Here is a 3,976-nt window from a genome sequence, read left to right on the forward strand (position 1 = left end):
GGCAAAGGCCGCGCCTGTTCCCAGGCTGATCAGGGTCCACATGTTCGGGCTGCGGTGGGCGACTGACTGCGCGCCACGCACAAAGAAGGGCCAGCCTGCCCACAATACGACCGGCAGGCTCAGCACCAGTTCTATCCAGCTCTGGACAGTCATGTCGAACCAGCCGAGCTGGTGGCCGAACATGGCCAGGACCGTCACCATCATGCTCAACGGCAGCGTCCACCAGAAGCGGCGCGTGAAAGATAGCAATTCCGGATTCTCATCCTCGTCGAGGCTGGGCATGACAGGCTCCAGCGTCATACCGCAGATCGGGCAATTGCCCGGGTGATCCTGCCGGATTTCCGGATGCATGGGGCAGGTATAGACCGTGCCGCCGGCCACCGTGGTATCGCCATGGACGGTTGGCGTTGCAGCGCCGACGGCCGCCGTGCTGGACCCGTGAGAAGCTTGAGATGAGTGAGATGAGTGAGGAGAGTGGGCGTGGTTCATGAAGGGCATCCTTTCCCGCGTTGCAGGCTTGAAAATCAGGCATCGAGGAAAGATAAACCCTCCCATAGGGGAAAGGTCAAGCCCGCCGTTGGCATCTCCTGGAGTCGCAGCGCTCCGCCCCTGGCGACGCTGTAAAACTCAGGGTTTGGCTGGAACCGGAGGCAGGCGGTCCATCATCATCTGCATCATGGACTGCATCATTTCCATGCGTTTTTCCATCATCTGTTGGCGCGCGGCCGGGTCGTTGCCTGGGCCCTGCATGTTGCCCATCATCCCGCCCATGCCACCCATCATGCTCATGCCTTCCTGCATGAGTTTGTGGTGTTCAGCCATCAGGGCACTACGTTCTTCGGGGGTTTTTGCGCGCGTCATGCGGTCGTGCATGGTGCGCATGGCTTTCATGTGCTCGTCCATACGCACCATCGGCATGGGTTGACCTGGAGCAGCCGCCGACGCGCCAGGGTGGTGCGCTGCATGGTCGGTGGGTGTCTGGGCACAGCCGGCCAGGCCGAGGGTGGCGGCGGTAGCGAGAATGGAAATCAGGCGTATTGACATGGTGGTGAACTCCAGAAGAGGAGCGCCCAGTCTATTGATACGACGGGGTTTGCGGGCCACGTTTTGCGGCCTGCATGATCCATGTCAACTGCGCAGGCAATTTTGGCCCTGCTTACGCGGGATGGCTGACCCTAGACGGGCACGGTGTAGTTCAGCGTCATCCGACCGCCATCCACCACCACGATCTCACCGGTGATGTAGCTCGCGGCGTCGCTGGCCAGGTAGGCCACCGTGTCGGCGATCTCCGAGGGCTCGCCGAGGCGCTTCATGGGCGTGCGGCTCATGATCTTGGCCTTGGCCTCGTCGCTGGTGAGCACAGCCCTGGCGGCCAGTTCGGTGGCGATAGTGCCGGGCGCAACCGCGTTGACGCGCACGCCCTGGCCTGCCAGCGACAGCGCCATCACGCGCGTGAGCTGGTTGATGCCGCCCTTGCTGACGTTGTAGCTGGCAATGGTGGGAATGGCGAGCACGCCGTTGACCGAACTCATGTTGACGATGCTGCCCTTGCCGGCGGCCGCCATCACGCGCGCCACGGCCTGCCCGACCAGGAAGGAGCCCTTGAGGTTGATGCGCAGTACGGCGTCGAAGTCGGCTTCCGTCACGTCCAGAAACTCTGCGGCCTTGAAGATGCCGGCATTGTTGACCAGCACGTCGATGCGGCCGTGCGCGGCCACGGTGCGAGCCACCAGCGCATCGACCTGAGCCTTGTCGCCCACGTCGCAATGAACATACAGGCCGCCGAGTTCTGCGGCCAGCGCTGCGCCGCGCGTGTCGTCTATATCGGCGATGACGACCTGGGCTTGCTCACGCGAAAAACGCCGCGCGCAGGCCTCACCGATGCCTTGGGCACCGCCGGTGACGACGCAGACGCGGCCCGCCAGTCCGAACGATACCTGGGCAGTATCTGTAGATGAAATAATGCTCATGCCCTTATGGTACCAGCGCAAGCAGCTATGAATTCCATAGCAGATTCGGAGACCTGAGTGGCGGAAGAACCTGGTTTGTAGAGTGCCGATCCGATGCCGAAACCGTTCGCGCCCGCGGCAAGGTAGGGCGCCATATTGGCGGGCGTGATGCCGCCGACCGGCAGTACTGCGGCTTGCGCGGGCAGTACCGCGCGAAGGGCTTTCACGACCGCCGGGGTGATCATTTCGGCCGGGAAAATCTTCAGCCCTGTCGCGCCCGCTTCGAGCGCAGCAAATGCCTCGCTGGCAGTCATGATGCCGGGCAGGCACACCAGGCCGAGGCGGACAGCTTCGCGCACCACCGCCGGGTTGAAATTGGGCGAAACGATGAGCTGGCCACCCGCGGCGTGCACGTCACGCACCGCCTCAGGTGTCAGCACCGTGCCGGCACCAACCAGGGCCTGCGGAAAAGCGCTGGCCATGGCGGCAATGCTGTCCAGCGGCTGGGGTGAATTGAGCGGAATTTCGATCAGCGTCCAGCCCGTGGCAACGAGTGCCTGGCCGACAGGCAGGGCCTCTACCGGCGTCAGCCCGCGCAGGATGGCCACCAGGGGGAGGGCGCCGAGGGCCTGGGAGAATTTTTGGTGTGCGTTGTTCATGGTGTTCTGTGGGTTGAGACGCAATACTGCGCCGGTCAGGCCAGGGTATCGGCGATGGCGCGCAGGCCGCGCCAGGTAGCACCCGCACCCACGCGCTTCACGGGCACGCCGAAGTGGACAAGTGCCTGTTCGTAGCGCGCCGTGAGCGCCTCGGCGCCCATCACCACCACGGGCTCGCCGCGCGGCAGTGCCTGGGATTTGAGTTCCTCGCCGATGACCAGGCCCGACAGGTAGCTGGGCATGGCCTCGGTTGTCATTCGCTGGAACAGCGACAGGGTGCGTGTGCTGAAGGCTGTGTTCAGCAGGCCGGGGCCGGCCAGCGCATGGGCCACGCCCTGGTCAAAGGCGGCGGCGTCCAGCGCGGGTTCGTCGTCGGGCAGCATGCGTGCGAGGATGGATTGGCGGCGCAGCAGCGCATAGAACTCGCCGGTCATCCAGGTCGAAAAATCAGTGACTTGCCGGTTTTCGACGGTGACCCATTTGCTGTGCGTGCCGGGTAGCACCAGCCGGGCATGGGTCAGACCCAGCAGCTGCAAGGCGCCAAAGATCTGCGTTTCCTCGCCGCGCATGACGTCGGGCACGCCGCCCTTGTCTATGCTCAGGCCGGGCACGATGGCGATGCGGCCGGGCTCCACCCATTCCAGTGCGGCTGCGATCRCATCAAAACCGGCGGGGCAGGCGCAGTAGGGCGCTTCGCGCCATCCCTGTTTGCTGCCGGCCATGCCGGAGATCAGGCACAGCGTGCCGGACGTCATCCAGTCGGCAAAGCAGCTTGCAAAAACCTCCGGAAAGGTACCGGGAGCGACAGTCAGGATGCCGCGTGCGAAGGAACGCTCGTCCAGGGCTGTGCCGTCGCCGTCGATCAGCGCGCCGCGCAATGAGGAGCTGCCCCAGTCGACTGCCAGAAGGTGGTTCACAGCAGGGCCCTGACCTGTTCGGGGCGCGGCAGCGGAGCGACCGCACCGTAGCCCTGCACCGTGAGGGCGGCCGCTGCATTGGCATAACGGGCCGCATCAAAGACGTTATCGCCCGCCGCAATGCGCGCCAGCAGGTTGCCGCAAAAGCAGTCGCCTGCGCCGGTAGCGTCCAYCAGCTTCACGTTGTGCACGGGCACGCGCTCGCGCCGCGTGCCGTCGCTGACCAGCGCGCCGTCGCCGCCGAGCTTGAGCACCACGGTTTTGGCGCCCAGGGCGTGGCCCCAGTCCACTACCGCGTCGGGGTCTGTCATGCCGTTGAGGGTGGTGATGTCTTCCAGGCTCGGCAAGAAAATGTCGCACAGTGAAACGGCATGGCGGGTGCAGGCAAGGGCCCGGTCCAGCGGCCAGAGCTTGAGCCGCAGGTTGGAGTCAAACGACACGAGGGTACCGG

The 3,976-nt window shown here is 64.7% G+C and carries 6 protein-coding genes; all 6 read right to left on the bottom strand.

The window, feature by feature from the left end:
• The coding region (locus AC1DWI_RS15790) for a heavy metal-binding domain-containing protein (RefSeq protein ID WP_477725178.1) at positions 1-498 on the bottom strand (498 nt) is incomplete at its 3' end.
• 129 nt (positions 499-627) lie between these two features.
• Positions 628-1,044, bottom strand: a complete 417-nt coding sequence (locus AC1DWI_RS15795; RefSeq protein WP_477671413.1) for a hypothetical protein — start codon at positions 1,042-1,044, stop codon at positions 628-630.
• A gap of 131 nt (positions 1,045-1,175) precedes the next feature.
• Positions 1,176-1,970 carry an SDR family NAD(P)-dependent oxidoreductase gene (locus AC1DWI_RS15800; RefSeq protein ID WP_477671414.1) on the bottom strand — a complete coding sequence of 265 codons (795 nt, stop codon included), beginning with the start codon at positions 1,968-1,970 and terminating at the stop codon, positions 1,176-1,178.
• Positions 1,967-2,608 (bottom strand): 2-dehydro-3-deoxy-6-phosphogalactonate aldolase, encoded by a 642-nt coding sequence (locus tag AC1DWI_RS15805; RefSeq protein WP_477671415.1) that lies wholly within the window; start codon positions 2,606-2,608, stop codon positions 1,967-1,969. The genes AC1DWI_RS15800 and AC1DWI_RS15805 overlap by 4 nt, the downstream gene beginning before the upstream one ends.
• A 35-nt stretch (positions 2,609-2,643) precedes the next feature.
• Positions 2,644-3,525, bottom strand: a complete 882-nt coding sequence (locus tag AC1DWI_RS15810; protein WP_477725179.1) for a 2-dehydro-3-deoxygalactonokinase — start codon at positions 3,523-3,525, stop codon at positions 2,644-2,646.
• Positions 3,522-3,976: carbohydrate kinase family protein (locus tag AC1DWI_RS15815; protein WP_477725180.1), on the bottom strand; the 455-nt coding region annotated here is incomplete at its 5' end. The genes AC1DWI_RS15810 and AC1DWI_RS15815, both read right to left, overlap by 4 nt.

Source organism: Polaromonas sp. P3_C2 (assembly GCF_056402675.1).

Coding starts and splice junctions, on each gene's coding strand:
- AC1DWI_RS15800 (WP_477671414.1), bottom strand. CDS start 1,970: ATGAGCATTATTTCATCTACAGATACTGCCCAGGTATCGTTCGGACTG.
- AC1DWI_RS15795 (WP_477671413.1), bottom strand. CDS start 1,044: ATGTCAATACGCCTGATTTCCATTCTCGCTACCGCCGCCACCCTCGGC.
- AC1DWI_RS15805 (WP_477671415.1), bottom strand. CDS start 2,608: ATGAACAACGCACACCAAAAATTCTCCCAGGCCCTCGGCGCCCTCCCC.